19 protein-coding genes and 2 pseudogenes are annotated in these 17,435 nt (G+C 72.5%); 2 read left to right on the plus strand and 19 right to left on the minus strand.

Annotated features, from left to right (window positions below):
• Positions 1-10: 10 nt before the first annotated feature.
• A complete protein-coding gene (gene rpsB, locus ABZ562_RS31160) occupies positions 11-916 on the minus strand; it encodes a 30S ribosomal protein S2 (RefSeq protein ID WP_361485925.1) in 906 nt (301 codons plus the stop codon).
• Between the two features lie 413 nt (positions 917-1,329).
• On the opposite strand from rpsB, the pseudogene ABZ562_RS31165 reads away from it, so the two are divergent.
• Positions 1,330-1,776: pseudogene (locus tag ABZ562_RS31165) on the plus strand (M23 family metallopeptidase); the annotation flags it as partial.
• 176 nt (positions 1,777-1,952) lie between these two features.
• Here ABZ562_RS31165 and ABZ562_RS31170 read toward each other — a convergent pair.
• The 18 genes and pseudogenes from ABZ562_RS31170 to proS all read right to left on the minus strand — a co-directional run bounded on the left by ABZ562_RS31170 (position 1,953) and on the right by proS (position 16,607).
• On the minus strand, positions 1,953-2,492 hold the full coding sequence (locus tag ABZ562_RS31170; RefSeq protein WP_361485979.1) for a helix-turn-helix domain-containing protein: 540 nt from the start codon (positions 2,490-2,492) through the stop codon (positions 1,953-1,955).
• 103 nt (positions 2,493-2,595) lie between these two features.
• Positions 2,596-3,429 (minus strand): RNA polymerase sigma factor WhiG, encoded by an 834-nt coding sequence (whiG, locus tag ABZ562_RS31175; protein WP_361485928.1) that lies wholly within the window; start codon positions 3,427-3,429, stop codon positions 2,596-2,598.
• Between the two features lie 129 nt (positions 3,430-3,558).
• The gene (dprA, locus tag ABZ562_RS31180; RefSeq protein WP_361485931.1) at positions 3,559-4,812 is read right to left on the minus strand and encodes a DNA-processing protein DprA; all 1,254 of its coding nucleotides are present in this window, start codon (positions 4,810-4,812) and stop codon (positions 3,559-3,561) included.
• Positions 4,812-6,434, minus strand: a complete 1,623-nt coding sequence (locus ABZ562_RS31185; protein WP_361485933.1) for a YifB family Mg chelatase-like AAA ATPase — start codon at positions 6,432-6,434, stop codon at positions 4,812-4,814. The genes dprA and ABZ562_RS31185 overlap by 1 nt, the downstream gene beginning before the upstream one ends.
• Positions 6,435-6,794: a YraN family protein gene (locus ABZ562_RS31190; RefSeq protein WP_361485935.1), complete on the minus strand. Its 360-nt coding sequence runs from the start codon at positions 6,792-6,794 to the stop codon at positions 6,435-6,437.
• Between the two features lie 136 nt (positions 6,795-6,930).
• Positions 6,931-7,239 carry a DUF2469 domain-containing protein gene (locus tag ABZ562_RS31195; RefSeq protein ID WP_009714730.1) on the minus strand — a complete coding sequence of 103 codons (309 nt, stop codon included), beginning with the start codon at positions 7,237-7,239 and terminating at the stop codon, positions 6,931-6,933.
• A 39-nt stretch (positions 7,240-7,278) separates the two neighbouring features.
• On the minus strand, positions 7,279-7,797 hold the full coding sequence (locus ABZ562_RS31200) for an NUDIX hydrolase (protein WP_361485938.1): 519 nt from the start codon (positions 7,795-7,797) through the stop codon (positions 7,279-7,281).
• Positions 7,790-8,545 carry a signal peptidase I gene (gene lepB / locus ABZ562_RS31205; protein WP_361485941.1) on the minus strand — a complete coding sequence of 252 codons (756 nt, stop codon included), beginning with the start codon at positions 8,543-8,545 and terminating at the stop codon, positions 7,790-7,792. Before lepB (ABZ562_RS31205) ends, ABZ562_RS31200 begins: the two co-directional genes overlap by 8 nt.
• 91 nt (positions 8,546-8,636) lie before the next feature.
• Positions 8,637-9,680 (minus strand): signal peptidase I, encoded by a 1,044-nt coding sequence (gene lepB, locus ABZ562_RS31210; RefSeq protein ID WP_361485944.1) that lies wholly within the window; start codon positions 9,678-9,680, stop codon positions 8,637-8,639.
• Positions 9,634-10,660, minus strand: a pseudogene (lepB, locus tag ABZ562_RS31215) (signal peptidase I); the annotation flags it as partial. The gene lepB (ABZ562_RS31210) and the pseudogene lepB (ABZ562_RS31215), both read right to left, overlap by 47 nt.
• Positions 10,653-11,489, minus strand: coding sequence for a signal peptidase I (gene lepB, locus ABZ562_RS31220; protein ID WP_361485946.1), 837 nt, complete (start codon positions 11,487-11,489; stop codon positions 10,653-10,655). The pseudogene lepB (ABZ562_RS31215) and the gene lepB (ABZ562_RS31220), both read right to left, overlap by 8 nt.
• Positions 11,490-11,551: 62 nt before the next feature.
• On the minus strand, positions 11,552-11,902 hold the full coding sequence (gene rplS, locus ABZ562_RS31225; protein WP_123106328.1) for a 50S ribosomal protein L19: 351 nt from the start codon (positions 11,900-11,902) through the stop codon (positions 11,552-11,554).
• A 132-nt stretch (positions 11,903-12,034) separates the two neighbouring features.
• The gene (trmD, locus tag ABZ562_RS31230) at positions 12,035-12,877 is read right to left on the minus strand and encodes a tRNA (guanosine(37)-N1)-methyltransferase TrmD (RefSeq protein ID WP_361485949.1); all 843 of its coding nucleotides are present in this window, start codon (positions 12,875-12,877) and stop codon (positions 12,035-12,037) included.
• The gene (rimM, locus tag ABZ562_RS31235; RefSeq protein ID WP_361485952.1) at positions 12,874-13,425 is read right to left on the minus strand and encodes a ribosome maturation factor RimM; all 552 of its coding nucleotides are present in this window, start codon (positions 13,423-13,425) and stop codon (positions 12,874-12,876) included. Before rimM ends, trmD begins: the two co-directional genes overlap by 4 nt.
• Before the next feature lie 83 nt (positions 13,426-13,508).
• On the minus strand, positions 13,509-13,748 hold the full coding sequence (locus ABZ562_RS31240) for an RNA-binding protein (protein ID WP_003958958.1): 240 nt from the start codon (positions 13,746-13,748) through the stop codon (positions 13,509-13,511).
• A gap of 2 nt (positions 13,749-13,750) precedes the next feature.
• Positions 13,751-14,194 carry a 30S ribosomal protein S16 gene (gene rpsP / locus ABZ562_RS31245; RefSeq protein ID WP_361485955.1) on the minus strand — a complete coding sequence of 148 codons (444 nt, stop codon included), beginning with the start codon at positions 14,192-14,194 and terminating at the stop codon, positions 13,751-13,753.
• 155 nt (positions 14,195-14,349) lie between these two features.
• Positions 14,350-14,943, minus strand: a complete 594-nt coding sequence (locus ABZ562_RS31250; RefSeq protein ID WP_361485958.1) for a hypothetical protein — start codon at positions 14,941-14,943, stop codon at positions 14,350-14,352.
• Between the two features lie 248 nt (positions 14,944-15,191).
• The gene (gene proS, locus ABZ562_RS31255) at positions 15,192-16,607 is read right to left on the minus strand and encodes a proline--tRNA ligase (RefSeq protein WP_361485960.1); all 1,416 of its coding nucleotides are present in this window, start codon (positions 16,605-16,607) and stop codon (positions 15,192-15,194) included.
• A 328-nt stretch (positions 16,608-16,935) separates the two neighbouring features.
• On the opposite strand from proS, the gene ABZ562_RS31260 reads away from it, so the two are divergent.
• Positions 16,936-17,435: methyltransferase domain-containing protein (locus tag ABZ562_RS31260; protein WP_361485963.1), on the plus strand; the 500-nt coding region annotated here is incomplete at its 3' end.

The raw sequence follows: 17,435 nt of genomic DNA on the forward strand, positions 1-17,435 counted from the left end.
GTCTGAGTGGTCAGGCCTGCTCGGCGTCCGCGACCGGGGCCTCGGCGGGCTTGGCGTCCTCGGCGGGCTGCTCGGCAGCGGCCTCGGCCGGCTGCTCGGCGGCGGCCTCGGCCGGCTTGGCCTCGGGCTCGTCGGCCTTCTTCTCACCCTCGAGCAGGTCGCGCTCCCACTCGGCCAGCGGCTCGGCCGCGCTCTTGTCGGCCTTCTCGTCGCCGGTGGCGACGCCGGAGCGGGCGATGAGGCCCTCGGCGACGGCGTCGGCGATCACGCGGGTGAGCAGCGTGACGGAACGGATCGCGTCGTCGTTGCCCGGGATCTTGTAGTCGACCTCGTCGGGGTCGCAGTTGGTGTCGAGGATCGCGACCACCGGGATGCGGAGCTTGCGCGCCTCACCGACGGCGATGTGCTCCTTCTTGGTGTCCACGATCCAGACGGCGCTCGGCACCTTCTGCATCTCGCGGATACCGCCGAGGGTCTTCTCCAGCTTGGCCTTCTCGCGGGAGAGGACCAGGAGCTCCTTCTTGGTGAGGCCGGAGGCGGCCACATCCTCGAAGTCGATCTGCTCGAGCTCCTTCAGGCGCTGCAGGCGCTTGTAGACAGTCGAGAAGTTGGTCAGCATGCCGCCCAGCCAGCGCTGGTTGACATACGGCATACCGACGCGGGTCGCCTGCTCGGCGATCGCCTCCTGCGCCTGCTTCTTCGTGCCGACGAACATGATGGAGCCGCCGTGGGCGACGGTCTCCTTGACGAACTCGTAGGCGCGGTCGATGTACGACAGCGACTGGAGCAGGTCGATGATGTAGATGCCGTTGCGCTCGGTGAAGATGAAGCGCTTCATCTTCGGGTTCCAGCGGCGGGTCTGGTGCCCGAAGTGGACGCCGCTCTCCAGCAGCTCCCGCATCGTGACGACGGCCATGGCCGTACTCCTTGAGGTACTCGGTTCCACGGCGGCCGGGCGGCCGCCGCTCCTGACGCCCCGGCGCGCCTGCCACGAACGAGGGCCTGTCAGGGGCTCGTCCGAGGACCGAGGGGCGCGGCCGCCGTGCTGCCGATACGTGCTCGGGGCGCGGGCGGCGGGGCGTGCGAAGTCGATCCGGTGACCCGGATCGCCATAAGAAGTGTACGGGACCCGTGCGGTGCCGGGTGACGGCGATATCCACAACCCGTGGGTAGTCCCCAGTTCGCGTCCATGATCCACCGGATGCGCGGATTGGCGTCACCGTGGATGACATGCGACGGCTTGCTGCGGTGTGGGTTCTTGCCCTGTGCTTCCTGATGTTTCCGGTCCTGGTCCCGGCCGCGGTGGCGGCGCCGGGTCCGGACGGCCGGTCGTGGCCGGTGGCCGGGGTGGAGGGGGCGCCACGGCCCTCGGTGCTGAGGGCGTGGCGGCCGCCGCCCGCGCCGTGGGCGGCGGGTCACCGCGGGGTCGATCTGGCGGCGGGGGCGGGTCAGCGGGTGCGGGCGGCGGCCGCGGGGCGGGTGAGCTTCGCGGGGCCGGTCGCGGGGCGCGGGGTGCTCACCATCGAGCTGTCCGGGACCGGCGCTCCCCCGCTGCGGACGTCCTACGAACCGGTGCGGGCCACGGTGACCAGGGGCGCGCGGGTGGCGGCGGGGCAGGTGGTCGGGGTCATGGAGGCGGGGCCGTTCCACTGCCCGTCCGGTTGTCTGCACTGGGGGCTGCGGCGCGGGGACCGCTATCTGGATCCGCTGTCGCTGCTGCCGTCGTCGATGCTGCGGGGCGGGCCGTCCCGGCTGCTGCCGGTCTTCGGCGTGCCGCCCGCCGCCCGGGGGGCGGCGGCGGTGTCACCCCCGGCGGCCGGGGCGCGGCCCCGTATGGCGGCCACCGCGTCGTCCACCGGCGCGTCGGGCCTGGCGGCGCCCCTGGCCCTGGCGACCGCGGCCGCCTGGGCCGGATGCCGCCTCCGCGGCCGAGCCGCGGGGCGGGCGCGGGATCAGCCCCGTACACCGCCCAGGGCCATGGCGACCGCCGCCTCCGTGATGTGCTCGGGATCCTCTGCGGCTCCCAGCTCGATGCGGCGGACCGCGGCGTCCACGACGCCTTGCAGCAGGACCGCGGCGAGCCGGGGCTGCTGATGGCCGAGCGCGCCGAGGGCTTCGACCACCATGCAGATCAGCCCGCCGTGGGCGGCGCGGATCTTCTCCCGCGCACCCGCGTCCAGCTCGCCGGCCGAGATCGCCACCACGGCACGGTGGCGGCGGTCGCCGACGAGGGCGAGCTGGCGGCGCACATAGGCCTCGACCTTCGCCTCGGGCGTACCGGCCCCCTCCATGGCGGCCTCGACCTCGGCGGCCCAGACCGGGAAGTCGACGGCGCACAGCTCCTCGACCACGGCCGCGCGGGAGCGGAAGTACTCATAGACGGACGAGCGGGCGAGGCCCGTGCGCTCGGCGAGTGCGGGGAAGGTCAGCGCCTCCGTACCGCCCTCGGACAGCAAGGAGCGGGCGGCCTCCAGCAGGGCGCCGCGCTGCATCGTCCGGTGCTCGGCCACTGAGGCCGCTCGAATCCTGGGCACGTCACCACTCTACGGAGACGTCACGACGACGTCACCGTGACGGTGATCCCGGTGGGACGATTCAGCGTCCGACGTCGGCGAGTTTGGCGCGCAGCTGGAGCACGGACTTGGTGTGGATCTGGCTGACCCGGCTCTCGGTGACCCCGAGGACCTGGCCGATCTCGGCCAGGGTGAGCCCCTCGTAGTAGTAGAGGGTGACCACGGTCTTCTCCCGCTCCGGAAGGGTGTTGATGGCCCGGGCGAGCAACCTGCGCAGTTCCCGGTCCTCGGCCACCTCGACCGGGTTGTCCGCGGCGGTGTCCTCCAGGGTGTCCATGAGGCTGAGCCGGTCGCCGCCCTCGCCGCCCACGTGCAGCAGCTCTTCCAGGGCGACCACGTTGGCGAGCGACAACTGGCTGAACACCCCGTGCAGTTCCTCGACGCTGATGTCCATCTCGGCGGCGACCTCGACCTCGGTGGGGGTGCGCCGCAGCGCCGCCTCCAGCGTGGCGTACGCCCGCTCGACCGCCCTGGCCTTCTGGCGCACCGAACGCGGGATCCAGTCCAGCGCCCTCAGCTCGTCGATCATCGCACCGCGGATGCGGGTGATGGCGTAGGTCTCGAACTTGATGGCGCGCTCGGGGTCGAACTTCTCGATGGCGTCGATGAGTCCGAAGACACCGGACGAGACGAAGTCGGCCTGCTCGACGTTGGAGGGCAACCCGACACTGACCCGCCCGGCGACGTATTTCACCAGGGGCGAGTAGTGCAGGATCAGCTGCTCCCGCAGCCGCCCGTCGCCCGTGGCTTTGTACGACCGCCACAGCTCGTCCAGCGAGGACGGTGCCGCGGGGCGCACCACGCCGCGGGCAGCGGGCGGCGCCGCGCGGTCAGACCCGGAGATGTGCTGGGGCATTCGTCGCCTTGAGCCGTTCTGCCATGACATGGGTGAGGACGTACGCTTCCACCGGAAACCTTGTGAGCGTAGCGTGACTGCGACGTCGCGGTATGCGAAGGGCAGTGGCTCGACGGTGCGCGGATACGGTCATCGCCTCAACCCTTTCACCCGATTGCCCCGATTTGGGGGATCGCCTCGCCGTGTGCCGTCACTCCGGCGCGCGGGCGGCGCCAACTGCCAGCGGTCGCCATGGCGTTCGACGAATCCCAGGGCGAGCAGTTCGTAGAGGCGGCTCACGGCCTCTTCACAGCTCGTCCCGGATTCCCTGGCCACCTCGCGCCCGTCGTTGCCGCCCTGTGCCGACAACGCTTCCAGCACCCGTGCCGTCACGGGATGGAGCAGGTCCCGCTCGACGAGGGGCCCTTCCCGGACAGGGGCGAGCTCCCCGATGCCGCCGATCAGCTCGACGACTTCGTCGGCATCGGTGACCAGCACGGCCTCGCCGCGCAGCAGTTCGTGGACCCCCGCGGAGAGCCCGCTGGTGACCGGGCCGGGCACTCCCATGGTGGACCGGCCGAGCTGTTGTGCCCGGCGCGCGGTGACCAGCGATCCGCTGCGGTATTCGGCCTCGATGACGACCGTGCCGCGGGTGAGCGCGGCGATGACCCGGTTGCGCAGCACGAAGCGGCCGCGGGTGGGATGCGCTCCGGGCGGCAACTCGGCCAGTACCAGACCCTGTTCCGCGATGCGCTCGATCAACTCGGCGTGCCCCCGCGGATAGGGGGTGTCCACCCCGGAGGCGAGCACGGCGACGGTGGCACCGCCCGCGGCGAGCGCCCCGCGGTGCGCCGCGCCGTCCACGCCCTGGGCCGCGCCGGAGACCACCACCCAGCCCCGCTCGGTGAGCCCGGCCCCCATCGTCGCCGCGACATGCGCGCCGTAGTCGCTGCAGGCGCGCGCCCCGACGACCGCGACCGAGCGCAGCGCCCACATGCGCAGCGACGCCGGGCCCCGCACCCATAAGCCGACCGGGCGGGCGTCCCCGAGGTCGTCGAGCTGACCGGGCCACTCCATGTCCCCGGGGCAGACGAACCGCCCGCCACGGGCGGCGATCAGGTCGAGGTCGGCCGCGGGGTCGAGCCCGGCGGCCCGCAGCGCGCATCCGGCCAGCCGCTGTGGGCTCGCCCCACGCGGCGGCGGGGCCTCACCGGTGAGCGCCCGCCACAAGGCCACCGGCCCCAGCCGCCGCAACCAGCGCCCCACCGCCTCGTCACCGGGCTCCACGAGCCGGGTGAGGGCCGCGCGGGCGAGCCGCTCCTCGCGGTCCACACCCGGCCCGGGGTCCCTGGCGGGCGGTGCCCCGGGTCCCGTGGCGGGGACCCCCGCCGGGCAGGCGGCCATCAGTACTCCCCCGCGCCGACGGGCACCCCGCGGGTCACCCCGGTGCGCAGCTGGAGTGCCCGGGCGACGTCCGGCGCCAGTGGCCGGTCGTGCCCGGCGAGGTCGGCGACGGTCCAGGCGACCCGGAGCACCCGGTCCAGGCCGCGGGCGGTGAGCAGCCCGCGCTCCATGTCCCGCTCGGCCTCCCGGAGCGCCCCGGGGCAGGCCTGCCAGCGGGTGCGCAGCTCATGCCCCGGCACCTCGCTGTTCAACCGCCAGGGGGTGTCCGCGAGGCGCGCGGCGGCCCGCTCCCTCGCCTCGCGCACCCGGGCCGCGACCGCGGCCGTGCTCTCCGCCGGGCCACCCGCCCCGGTCAGCTCGGCCCGGCTCACCGCCTCGACGTGGACGCGCAGATCGACCCGGTCCAGCAGCGGGCCGGAGAGCCGCGACTGGTAGCGGCGGACCGTCGAGGGCGAGCATTCGCAGCCGTCCACCAGCAGCCCGTGGCGCCCGCAGGGGCAGGGGTTGGCGGCCAGCATGAGGAGGAAGCGGGCGGGCATGCGCATCATGCCCGCGGAGCGGGCGACCACCACATGGCCGGATTCCAGGGGCTGGCGCAGGGCGTCCAGGGCCCGGCCGCTGAACTCGGGAGCCTCGTCCAAAAAGAGCAGCCCCCGGTGGGCGAGGGAGACCGCGCCCGGCCGCGGCAGCCCGTTTCCGCCGCCGACCAGGGCGGCCATGGTCGCCGAGTGGTGCGGTGCGCAGTACGGGGGCGTCTCCACCAGGGGCTGGCCCGGTGGCAGCACCCCGGCCACCGAGTGGACGGCGGTGACCTCCAGGGCCTCCTGCTGGGTGAGCGGCGGCAGCAGCCCGGGCAGCCGCTCGGCGAGCATGGTCTTCCCGGCGCCCGGCGGCCCGATGAGGAACAGATGGTGGCCCCCGGCGGCGGCGACCTCCAGCGCGGTGCGCGCGGCCCGCTGCCCGGCGACGTCGGCCAGATCGGGCCGCCCCACCCCGGCACCGGGGAGCGCGGCCACCCCGGTGCCCATGCCCGCGCCGGGCATGGTGAGCCCCGCCAGCATGGGATCGGGCCGCCCGGCCTCCAGCGGCTCGTCCTCCTCGGGCACCGGTTCGTCGGTGAGGACCGCGATCAGCTGGCGCAGGCTCCGCACGCCGAGCACCGAGACGCCCGGGACCAGGGATGCCTCGGCCGCGGTCTGCTCGGGGACGACGACCTGCCGGTATCCGGCCTCGGCGGCCGCGAGCACGGCGGGCAGCACCCCGCGCACGGGCCGGACCCGGCCGTCCAGGCCCAGCTCCCCGATCATCATCAGATCGGCGATCTCCCGTGGGTCGACGCGCTCGGCGGCACCGAGCACGGCACAGGCCACGGCCAGGTCGAAGCCGCTGCCGCCCTTGGGGACGGACGCCGGGCTGAGCCCGACGGTGAGCTTCTTCTGCGGCCAGGCGGCATCGGAGTTGACCACGGCGGCGCGGACCCGGTCCCGGCTCTCGACCAGGGATTTGTCGGGCAGGCCGACCAGGGTGAAGGCGGCCACGCCGGGCTCCAGATCGGCCTGGACCTCGACCACCACGCCCTCGACCCCGACCAGCGCGACCGAGCAGGTGCGGGCGAACCCCATTCAGGCCACCCCCCGCAGATGCTCGACCACGGGCGCGCCGCGCCGCGGCAGCACCACGCCCACCAGATCGATCCGCACGCCTCCCGGCGGCGGCCCGCCGTGCCGCTCCAGCCAGCGCTCGGCGAGCCTTCGCAGCCGGTCGGCCTTGCCGGGCCCGACCGCCGCCGTCGGCGGTTCGTAACCCTCCGCGCGACGCGTCTTGACCTCGCAGACGACCAGCGCCCCGGCATCCAGCGCGACGATGTCGATCTCGCCGTCCCGGCACCGCCAATTGCGCTCCAGGACGGTCATCCCGGCCTCGGCCAGCCGGCGCGCCGCCAGATCCTCGCCGTAGCGGCCCAGTGCTCCCCGGGCGTTCATTCGGCACCACCTCCGGCACCGACTGTGACGCGCCCGCCCCGCATTCAGGGATCTTGGTGGATTTCTGTGGACGAACCGGCGCCGGTGGACAATCCCGCCACCCGGAAGAGTGAGTCAGCCCCGGAGGACCGGCAGGTCAGCCTCCCGGAAGGTCGAGGTCGCTCTTGTTCAGCTCCTCGATATTCACGTCCTTGAACGTGAGTACGCGTACCTGCTTGACGAACCGCGCCGGTCGGTACATGTCCCAGACCCAGGCGTCCGCCATCGACACCTCGAAGAAGACCTCACCCTGGACGGAGTGCACCTGCATCTCGTAGTCGTTGGTGAGATAGAAGCGGCGCTCGGTCTCGATCACATATTTGAACAGACCGACGACATCGCGGTACTCCCGGTAGAGCTTCAGCTCCATCTCGGTCTCGTACTTCTCGAGGTCCTCGGCGCTCATGGCATGTTCCCCTTCAGCCGTGCGTCCCCCCATTGTGCGTCAGACGCGCTCAGTCTCCAGGATCACCGGCGTACTGGGCGGTCCCTCGTCGAGCAGCGTACGCAACAGTTCCACGAGCCGGGTCGGGTACACCGGCTCCGCCGCCCCGGCCAGCTCCTCCACGGTCCACCAGCGCAGCCCCGCCACGCTGCGCCGCTCCAGCTCCGTCAGCCCCTCCGGGCGCGTCGTGGTCTGCTCCGTACGGGCCAGGTAATACCACTCGTCCTGGTCCCAGCGACGGCCGAAGAACGGGAAGGAGCAGGTGCGCCGCCACAGCAGCGGGCCGAGCCGGACCTCGGTGATCCCGGTCTCCTCCGCCAGCTCGCGCAGGGCGGCCTGCTCGCGGCTCTCATCGCCCTCCAGCCCGCCGCCCGGGGTGAACCACCAGGTCAGCGAGGGGTTGTCCGGTTCGAAGCCGTGCAGCAGCAGGATCCGGTCCCGCGGGTCGAGCAGGACCACCCGGGCGACCTTCCGCAGCGGCGCCGCGTCCGTGCCGGTCTTCCCGGCCCCGTCAGCCACTGGCCGCCACCTTCTCCCGCGTCTCGTCCCGCCGCGCGGTGCCGCCTCCCATCCGGCGCGCGACCGGCCCGTAGGCCGCACCTCCCAGGATGAGCACGGCGCCGGCCAGGACGGAGACCAATACGAGCCGGAGCGGGCCGGGCTGCGAGACGCCGCCCGGCAGTTCCTTGAACACCTCCGGGCGCCCCATCATGCCGAAGGACCCCAGCGGCCAGGCCGTGGCGTCCACCCGGGCCGTCACGGCGCCCGTGGGCACGGCTCCACGGCTGCTGTCGGTGAGGTGCGTCCGGGAGTCGAGGGAGTCGCTGCGGTGGTCGCCCATGAGGAACAGGCTCCCCTTGGGCACGGTGGTGGTGAACCGGGTCATCGAGGCCGGCTCCTTGGCCTGAAGATACGGTTCTTCGAGTGTCTTGCCGTCCACGGTGATGCGGTTCTGCTTGTCGCAGCAGACGACCTTGTCGCCGCCGACCCCGATGACCCGCTTCACCATCGGCAGGGCGCCCCAGACCTCGTCCTGGAAGACGACCACATCGCCGCGGCGCACCTCACCCCCGTCGATGCGCTCCGCGAGCACCCGGTGGCCCTTGCCGATGGTCGGCGACATCGAATCGGTCGGGACGCTGTACGGCTTGTAGAGCACCGCGCCCCAGGCGAAACCGCCCAGGAACAGCACACTGCCGACGGCCACCGCCAGCCCGGACAGCACGGCGCCCAGCGTGCTGCCCCCCGCCCCTCGGGCATCGCTCATTCCAGTGCTCCCACCGTGTCCCGCAGACATAGAAGGTCATGTTCCGCATGCCCTGTGGCACGAGATCGCACCTTACCTGCGGTACGGGGCGTCAGTCAGCCGTCCCCCGCACCTTCGCCGCCTGCCTGCGACGACGCCACAGCACGAGCGGCACCGCGCCCGCGAACCCGAGCGCCGAGGGGGCCAGGGACGCCGCCGCGCTCAGCCCCGGCTGGTCGAAGGTGTCCGGAATCGACAGGGTGGACCAGCGGTTGACCGGCCAGGCCACCACGATCGCGCGCCCGACGACGTCGTCCACCGAGACGGTGCCGTCGTGCAGGTTCTGGTGGTAGCGGGAGTCCAGCGAGTCCTGGCGGTGGTCGCCCATCACCCAGATCCGGTCCTTGGGCACCTTGACCGGGCCGAACGGCTTCTCGTCACAGGGCGTGTTCCCGGGGAAGATGTACGGCTCGTCCAGCGCCTTGCCGTTGACCATCACCTTGCCGCCGCGCTTGCACGAGACCGTGTCCCCGCCGACCGCGATGACCCGCTTGATCAGGTCCTTCTCATCGGCGGACGGCATCAGGCCGACCTTGCTGAGCGCCTCCTGGATGCCCTCGGCGATCGGGCCCGAGTCCTGCGTCTGGGTCTCGCCGAGCCAGCCGCCCGGATCGTGGAAGACGACCACCTCGCCGCGCTCCGGCTTCGAGCCGAACCAGGGAGTGAGCTTGTCCACCAGCACCCGGTCGCCCCGCTGCAGCGTGTTCTGCATCGAGTCGGACGGGATCGAGAAGGCCTGCACCAGGAAGGTCTTGATCAGCAGCGCCAGCACCAGCGCGATGAAGATCAGGATCGGCAGCTCCTTCCAGAAGGAGCGCACCTTCCGCCCCTTCGCGGGCCGCCGCCCGGTCCCGGACTCCGTGCCGTCCTCCTCGGAGCCGGTCTCCCGCTCCGCGCCGGGCCCGGTCCCGGGCCGGGGTGGTCCGGGAGGGCCGGAGGGCGGCGCGTCAGCCGGTCCGGCCGTGGGAGCGCCTCCCGCTTCCGGGGACGCCCCGGGCGCCTCCGGTGCCCGGTCCGCGGTCCCCTCTCCCGTCGTGCCGGGCCGCCTTTCGGGCTCTTCGTGACCGGATCGCGCGCCGACCGCCAAGTCCCCCACATTCACTCCTCACGCCGCTGCCGCCTGCTCCACGAACGGCGCAGGCCCACCACTCCCATAACGAGCGGGAGTTCCGCAGGGGTCGGGAGCTGGATCATTCCTTGCTGATCCATGGGGGACAGCCTATGCGGCGCACCGCTCACCTGTGTCGCCCCACTCGGCGCGTCCCGCACGGACGAGTACGTTCCGGGCTCGTCCAGCTGCCGCATATGGCCGAACGGCCACGCGATCACCACGGCGCGGCCCACCACGCTCGCGTCCGCGACGGTGCCCTGGTACGCCTCGTCGAGGTGCACCCGGGAGTCCGCCGAGTTGGACCGGTGGTCACCCATCATGAACATCCGCCCCGCGGGGACGGTCACCTTGAACTTGCGCTGCGAGGGCGGATTGCCCGGGTAGAGATACGACTCGTTCAGCGGCGTCCCGTTGACCGTGACCCTGCCGTTCGTGTCACAGCATGCCACCGTGTCCCCGCCGACCGCGACCACCCGCTTGATCAGGTCCTGCTCGTCCGACGAGGGCAGCAGGCCGATGAAGGTCAGGAACTCCTTGACCTGCTTGATGACCGGCGGATCGTCCTCGGGCGGCTTCCGCTCGTCCTCCAGCCAGCCGCCGGGGTCCTTGAACACCACCACGTCCCCGCGCGTCGGCTTGGAACCGAACCACGGGGTGAACTTGTCGACCAGCACCCGGTCGCCGATCTTGATCGTCTGCTCCATGGAGCCGGACGGGATCACGAACGCCTGCACCAGGAAGGTCTTGAGGACCAGCGCGATCACCAGCGCGACACCGATCAGGATCGGTATCTCCCGCACGGCGGACCGGCGTCTTCTGCGCTTGATCCGCTGCTGCACCCGGCGCCGCTCCGCACGGGTGGCGAGCCGCCGCTGCCCCGGCTCGCGCGGCGGCGCGGCGGGGGCGGAGGCGGGGCCGAAACCCGGCCGGCGGGCGCCGGAACGGGGGCGTCCGCGGTTACCCATGCGCACCGCCCGGGACCGTGCCCCCCGTCCCGCCCGGTCCGGGGACGTGCGCGAAGGCTCCCTGACCCCGGATGGCGGACCACCGGCCGAACGGCCAGCCGATCCAGTCGGCCCGCCCGATCACCTGGTCCACGGGGACGGTGCCGCCGCCCGGCTCGCCGAGGTGGTCGCGGGAGTCCCGGGAGGCGCCGCGGTGGTCGCCCATCACCCACAGCCGCCCTTCGGGCACGACGGTGTCGAACGGCACCCGCGAGGGGCTGTCCCCGGGGTACAGATAGTCCTCGTTCACGGGCCGGCCGTTCACCTCGATCCTCCCCCGCTCGTCGCAGCAGGTGACCCGGTCACCGCCGACGCCCACCACACGCTTGATGTAGTCGCTCTCGGCGGGCTCGGCGAGGCCGACCGCCGCGGCCGCCTCGCGCAGCACACCGGTCACCGGGTTCCCGGACGGCTCCTCCTGGAGGAAGGAGCCGGTGCCGTCGAAGACGACAACGTCGCCGCGGCGCGGATCGTCCCCGAAACGGTAGGCGAGCTTGTTCACCAGCACCCGGTCCCCGGGGCGCAGGGTGTTCTCCATGGAACCGCTGGGAATCTGGAACGGCTGCACCACGAACCCGCTCACCAGCAGGACCAGCGCCATGGAGGCGGCCGCGAGGAGCGCGGCCCGACGCCACGGCCGGTCGCCGGCCGCCCACGCCCCGGGGCGCCCGGCGGGCGGCTGCTCCGCGGAGGGCTCCTCCGGGGCATGCGAAGAGCGCGATCGCTCCTCGTGCTCCGGGTCGGAACAGGAGGAGCGATCGCGCTCCGCGAGCCGTCCATCGATGTCCATCGGGCCAGAGCCTATCCGGCCCGGCCGGGGCATCCGACGGGAGCTCAAGTGTCGAGCAAAACTCAGCTGGTGCGCTTCTCCTTGATCTTCGCGGCCTTGCCGCGGAGGTCACGCAGGTAGTAGAGCTTCGCACGGCGCACGTCACCGCGGGTGACGACCTCGATCTTCTCGACGATCGGGGTGTGCACCGGGAAGGTGCGCTCGACGCCGACGCTGAAGCTCACCTTGCGGACGGTGAAGGTCTCCCGCACGCCGGAACCCTGGCGGCGGATGACGACACCCTTGAACTGCTGGACACGCGAGCGGTTGCCCTCGATGACGCGGACGTGGACGTTGACCGTGTCGCCGGGGCGGAAGGTCGGGATGTCGCTGCGCAGCGACGCGGAGTCGACGTTGTCGAGCAGGTGAGACATGATCGTCTGCTTTCCTCGCTGATGCCACAGGTCATCAGCGGCATATCGGAATGGTGATCGGAGTGCCGCCCTCATCGGGCGGGCGTCGGTCCCCCTGTGGCAGGGGCGCACGCCCGGACGTACGGCAGCGGCCTATTCTTCCACGGCCCGGTCCGGCCGCCCAAATCGGGCCCGTCTCCCGGTTTCGCCCGCCCCGGGCAGCTCCTCCCAGCCCAGCTCGGCCAGGAGCGCCCGGTCGTGCTTGTCGAGCGTCACCGGGTCGCAGCGCTCGATCAGATCGGGGCGGTGGGCGCTGGTGCGGCGGAACGCCTCGTCCCTGCGCCACCGGGCGATCTTGCCGTGGTGGCCGCTGACCAGCACCTCCGGGATGCCCCGGCCGCGCCACTCGGGGGGCTTGGTGTAGACGGGCCCCTCCAGCAGATCGGCCATCGCGCCGGGGGCGAAGGAGTCGTCCCTGTGCGATTCGGCGTTGCCCAGCACCCCGGGCAGCAGCCGGGCGACGGCCTCGGTGATCACCAGGACCGCGGCCTCGCCGCCCGCCAGCACGTAGTCGCCGATGGAGACCTCGTGGATCTCCAGCCGCTCCCCGTACTCCTCGATCACCCGCCGGTCGATGCCCTCGTAGCGCGCCGGGGCGAAGACCAGCCAGGGGCGCTCGGAGAGTTCCACCGCGAGGGCCTGGGTGAACGGGCGGCCGCTCGGGGTGGGCACCACCAGCGTCGGCTTGGGCAGCCCCTCGCCCTCGCCGGACGCGATGACCGCGTCCAGCGCCTCGCCCCAGGGCTCGGGCTTCATGACCATGCCCGGGCCGCCGCCGTACGGGGTGTCGTCCACCGTGTTGTGCCGGTCGTGCGCCCAGGAGCGCAGGTCGTGCACGCGGACGTCCAGGACGCCGCGGGCGCGCGCCTTGCCGACCAGCGAGACGTTCAGCGGCTCCAGGTACTCCGGGAAGATCGTGACGACGTCGAGCCTCATGACGACGGCTCCTCACGGCCGGTGGCGATCTCCGCCTCGGCCTCGTCCAGCAGTCCCGGCGGCGGGTCGATGACCGCGCGCTGCTCCTCCAGGTCGATCTCCGGCACCATCTCGGAGACGAACGGGATCATCACCTCGCCGCCGTCGGGCCGCTTCACGATCAGCAGGTCCTGGTAGGGCAGATGGGAGATCTCGGAGATCCGGCCGACCGCCGTGCCGTCCACGGTGACCACGTCGAGGTCGATCAGCTGGTGATCGTAGAACTCCTCGGGGTCCTCGGGGACCTCCTGGGGGTCGACCTCCGCGATGAGCAGGACGTTGCGCAGCGCCTCCGCGCCCGTACGGTCCCGCACTCCCTCGAAGCGCAGCAGCAGCCGGCCGCTGTGCACCCGGCCGGTCTCGATGGTCAGCGGCCCGGCCGAGGCGGGCTCGGTGGCCAGCACGGCGCCGGGGCCGAGCCGCAGCTCGGGCTCGTCCGTGCGCACCTCGACGGTGACCTCGCCCTTGATGCCATGGGCACGGCCGATCCGCGCGACAACCAACTGCACGATGCATGTCCCTTTCACGCACACGGGCCGGGGACGGCCCAAAGCCCTCCCCGGCCCGTGCCGGTGCTCCTATTGATCGCCTCTCAGCTGACCTGATCCACGTCGACGAGGTCGACGCGGATCCCACGGCCGCCGATGGCGCCCACGACGGTGCGCAGCGCGCGGGCGGTGCGGCCGTTACGGCCGATCACCTTGCCCAGGTCGTCGGGGTGCACCCGGACCTCGAGCACGCGTCCGCGACGCAGGTTGCGCGAGGCGACCTGCACGTCGTCGGGGTTGTCGACGATGCCCTTCACCAGGTGCTCGAGGGCTTCCTCGAGCATCCTCAGGCCTCGGTCGACGCGGTGGACTCAGCGGCCTCGGCCGCCTCGTCCGACTTCTTCTCGGACTTCTTCGCCTTCGGGGTGATGGCCTCACCCTTCGGCTCGTCACCAGCGTCCTTGGCCGCGGCCTCGAACAGGGCGCGCTTGTCGGCCTTCGGCTCGGCGACCTTCATCGGAGCCGGGGCGGGCAGGCCCTTGAACTTCTGCCAGTCGCCGGTGACCTTCAGGATGGCGAGCACCGGCTCGGTCGGCTGGGCGCCGACCTTCAGCCAGTGCTGCACACGCTCCGAGTCGACCTCGATGCGCGAGGGGTTCTGCACCGGGTGGTACAGGCCGATCTCCTCGATGGCCCGGCCGTCACGGCGGGTACGGGAGTCGGCGACGACGATGCGGTAGTGAGGCGAACGGATCTTGCCCAGACGCTTCAGCTTGATCTTGACTGCCACGGAAGTGGTGTCTCCTGGTCTTGACGTGGTTGAGCACTGCGACGTGCCGCGTGGGGTTGCGGTACCCGAGTGCCCGATGGACGCGTCAGCCGGAGGAGAGAGGGGTCCTGGTCGGCTGTCGAGTACAGCGGACCATTCTGCCACACCGTGGCCGGTCAGCCGACCGCGGCCACCGCGTCCGGAATGCGGAACGGCTTCCCGCAGCCGCCGCACATGATGGGCGCCTGGGCCAGCACCGACGGAACGACGCGGACGTTGCGCCCGCAGTCGCACACCGCCTTGACCCGGACCCCGCCCCCGGACGAACCGTGCCGCGCCGCGGGGCCGCGGAAGGCTCGGGAGGTCTCGGCCCCGGTCGCGACCGTGTGGGCCTTGAGGGCGCGGTGCAGCCGTTCGATCGTGGTCCGATAGCGCTTTCTCGCCTCGGGACTGAGGGTGACCAGCGAGAAGCCGCTGCTGGGATGCGGCTCCTCGGAGTGGTCGAGCCCCAGCTCCTCGGCGATCGCCAGGAACCGGCGGTTGTGGTAGCGGCCGGCGCGCGAGGTGTCACGGACACCGCGGGCGGCGGCGATGCCGTGGACTGCCTCGTGCAGCAGCCGTTCGAAGGAGAGCTCGGCGCCACATGCGGACGACGACTCTCCGATCAGCGATTCGGGCGCGGCTAGATCCGGCAGCTCGGGGTGGTGCCGTTGAATGTCGGCCCACGCCTGTGCCAGCTCTGCGGCGAGTACAGGTGGTGTCGTGCTCACGTCGTGCTAACGAGCGGGAGCCACTCGGTGTTCCGATTCCGGGGCATCCCAAATAATTTGCACGTACCAGTCAGTTCAACGCTGATGCGTCGCGACGAGGGCGGGTGCGCACATGCATGGATGAGCCGCCCACGGCGCACCAAGGCGGTACGTACCGCCTCGTACGGCCCGGCCCGTAGACACCGGCCCGCGGACACCGTCCGTGGCACCGGCCCGTCAGGCCCCGCGTCACTCGGCAGGCGCGCCGCTCAGTAGGCGCGCGCCACGTAGGCGACGTTACCCGGCGCGTCATCGGCGTCCGGCACCGCCCCGTCCTCGGTGACCAGACACCGCACGGACACCGCCCGCTCGGCGAGCGCGGCCTCGCCCTCCGGGCCCAGGTCGGCCCACCGGACGCGCGCCCAGCCGCCCGCGGCCGCCGCCTCCGCGGCCTCCTCCACGGTCCGCGCCTCCACCGTGCGCGCCGTGCGGCGCTCCCGCGCCTGGCGCAGCAGCAGCGCCTGGTCCTCCTCCAGCGCCTTCGGCACCACCTCGGCCAGCAGGTCGGTGCGCACCGGTTCCTTGCCGCCCGGGATCCGCCGGGCGAGTGTGGCGGTGCCGGTCTCCAGGTCGCGCGGGCCGATCTCGACGCGCACCGGTACGCCCCGCAGCTCCCAGTCCACGGCGCGGCGGCCGAAGGGCAGGTCGGCGCGGTCGTCGACGTGCACCCGTACGCCCGCGGCCGCCAGCCGGTCGCCCGTCTCGCGGACCGCGGCGAGCACCGCGGGGTCGCCCTTGACCGCGAGGACGACGGCCTGGACCGGGGCCAGCCGGGGCGGCAGCCGCAGCCCGTCGTCGTCGCCGTGCATCATCACCAGCGCGCCGACCATGCGGGTCGTGCTGCCCCAGGAGGTCTGCCAGACCAGTTCCTGCTCGCCGTCCCTGGACAGATAGCGGGTGCCGAAGGCGCGGGCGAAGTTCTGGCCCAGCTCATGGCTGGTGCCCAGCTGCAGCGCCTTGCCGTCGCCCATCATCCCTTCGAGGGTGAGGGTGTTGACGGCGCCCGCGAAGCGCTCGCGGGCGGTTTTGCGCCCCAGGACGACGTCCATGGCGAGCACGTTCTCCATGAAGTCGGCGTAGACCTCGCGGTGGATGCGGGCGGCGAACTCCCGGGCGTCCTCGTACGTGGCGTGGGCGGTGTGACCCTCCTGCCAGAGGAATTCGGTCGTCCGCAGGAACAGCCGGGGCCGCAGCTCCCACCGCACCACATTGGCCCACTGGTTGATCAGCAGCGGCAGATCGCGGTAGCTCTGCACCCACTTGGAGAAGTACTCGTTGACGATCGTCTCGGAGGTGGGCCGGACCACCACCGGCTCCTCCAGTTCCTTGCCGCCGCCGTGGGTGACGACCGCGAGTTCGGGCGCGAAGCCCTCGACGTGCTCGGCCTCCCGGGTGAGGTACGACTGCGGGATGAAGAGGGGGAAGTAGGCGTTCTGGACGCCCACCGCCTTGATCCGGGCGTCCAGGTCGCCCTGCATCCGCTCCCACAGCCCGTATCCGTACGGTCGGATGACCATGGTGCCGCGCACCGGACCGTTCTCGGCCAGTTCGGCCTTGTTGATCACGTCCTGGTACCAGCGCGGAAAATCCGCCGCGCGCGGGGTGAGAACGGGGGCTTTGGCCATGCGGCCGATCGTACGGCGGCGGCGCGCCCCACCGCGGCGAATATCGCCCCGGGGCGGTCGCGGCGCCCCGGGGCGGGCGCGGGAGCGGGGCGGATGCGACGTCGCGCGGGGGCGCACGGAGGGGGCACGCAAGCACGGCCGTGAAAGCTCTGGACGCGGGGACGGATGCGGAGTTCCCTGGCATACGGGGGTGGGACGCGACAGAGCGGGTGCCCTGTGGAACAGCCCTGCACAGCCCTGTACGGCACCGCACGATCCACACGGCACCCTCTGGCGCACAACGGCGGATCTGACGACGGCACTGCTCTTCGCTGATTGGGGCCCTTTCATGACATCTACGCTCGTACGGCGGCAGCGCCCGCACCCCTCCACGCCGAGCACGGCGGACCCCCATGCCCGCGCCCGCGACTGGGCGGAGATCCAGGAGCGGATGCTGGTGCCGCTGTACGAGGCCGTCTACGAACGGCTGGACGTCGGCGCCGGAACGCGGCTGCTGGGCCTGGGCTGCGGGTCGGGGCTCGCCCTCCTCATGGCGGCCGGGCGCGGCGCGTCCGTCTGCGGGATCGACACGGACGAGGCGCGCCTCACGCTGGCGCGGGAGCGGCTGGGCGATCCGGTGGGGCCGGCCGACCCGGTGCGGCTGGGGCTCGGCGGCCCGGAGTCGGCACCGGTGTCCGGCTACACGGTGGTGACCGCCTTCGAGCCGCTGCCCGCCCCGGCGACGGGCAGCCCCGGCGGGCCCGCCGGGGCGGTGTCCACGCTCACGGCGGGCGCCGCCGGCGCCCCGCGGGGGGGCGCGCGGGGGGTGGGGGGGGGGGGGCCGCCCCG

Origin of the sequence: Streptomyces sp. NPDC019937 (assembly GCF_040631655.1) — a bacterium.
Lineage (GTDB): Bacteria > Actinomycetota > Actinomycetes > Streptomycetales > Streptomycetaceae > Streptomyces.